Genomic DNA, 958 nt, shown 5'->3' with positions numbered 1-958 from the left:
CACCCACTCACCCCGGTACCGGACTCTGAGCTCCCGCTTCCCTACCGCCGAGTAGGGTCGTGCCATGACAGACAACGCACGTGAATTGGATCTCGTCGTCTACGGGGCCACCGGCTTCGTCGGCAAACTTCTCGCCGACTATCTCGCACAGCACACTCCGGACGGCGTGCGGATCGCGCTCGCGGGGCGGACAGCCGCCAAACTCGAAGCGGTGCGGTCCGCGCTCGGTCCGCGCGCGGCGCAGTGGCCCGTCATCGTCGCGAACTCCGACGACGCCGCGTCGCTCGCAGCCCTCGCGGGACGCACCCGGGTGGTCGCGACGACGGTCGGGCCGTACGCCAAGTACGGACATGCCCTCGCCGCGGCATGCGCCGAGGCGGGCACCGACTACGTCGACCTCACCGGAGAGGTGCTGTTCGCCCGCGAGAGCATCGACGCCAACCACGATCGGGCCCGCGAGACCGGCGCCCGGATCGTCCACTCCTGCGGGTTCGACTCCATTCCGTCCGACCTCGGGGTGCACGTCCTGTACGAGAAGGTCCGGGAGGACGGCGCCGGCGAACTCACCGACACCACCCTGGTGGTCACGTCCGTGCGCGGCGGCGTCAGCGGCGGCACGATCGATTCGCTGCGCACACAGGTGGACGTGTCGAAGAAGAATCCGGCGTCGCGGCATCTCGCGGCGTCGCCGTACTCGCTGAGCCCCGACCGCTCGAAGGAACCGGACCTCGGCAAGCAGTCCGACATGAGCGTGGTCAACGGCGAGGACATCGCACCCGGCCTGAAGGGGTGGAAGGCCCCCTTCTTCATGGGTCCCTACAACACCCGGGTCGTGCGGCGCAGCAACGCGCTCCGCGACTGGGCCTACGGTCGGGAGTTCAAGTACCGCGAGGTCATGAACGTCGGAAGCTCCCCGATCACACCGGTGATCGCGGGTGCGGTGGCGGCCGGCCTCGGC

At 69.4% G+C, this 958-nt stretch carries 1 protein-coding gene; it reads left to right on the top strand.

Annotation, left to right across the window (positions count from 1 at the left end; genetic code table 11):
- Positions 1–64: 64 nt before the first annotated feature.
- Positions 65–958 (top strand): saccharopine dehydrogenase NADP-binding domain-containing protein (locus tag G9373_RS45420; RefSeq protein WP_167121367.1); only part of this gene is annotated, 894 nt, incomplete at its 3' end.

It is taken from the genome of Rhodococcus sp. A14 (assembly GCF_011603105.1).
In the GTDB taxonomy this organism is placed as follows: Bacteria; Actinomycetota; Actinomycetes; order Mycobacteriales; family Mycobacteriaceae; genus Rhodococcus_F; species Rhodococcus_F opacus.
Note: the sequence above shows the minus strand (reverse complement) of the source record. Positions and strands in the feature narration are given on the sequence as shown.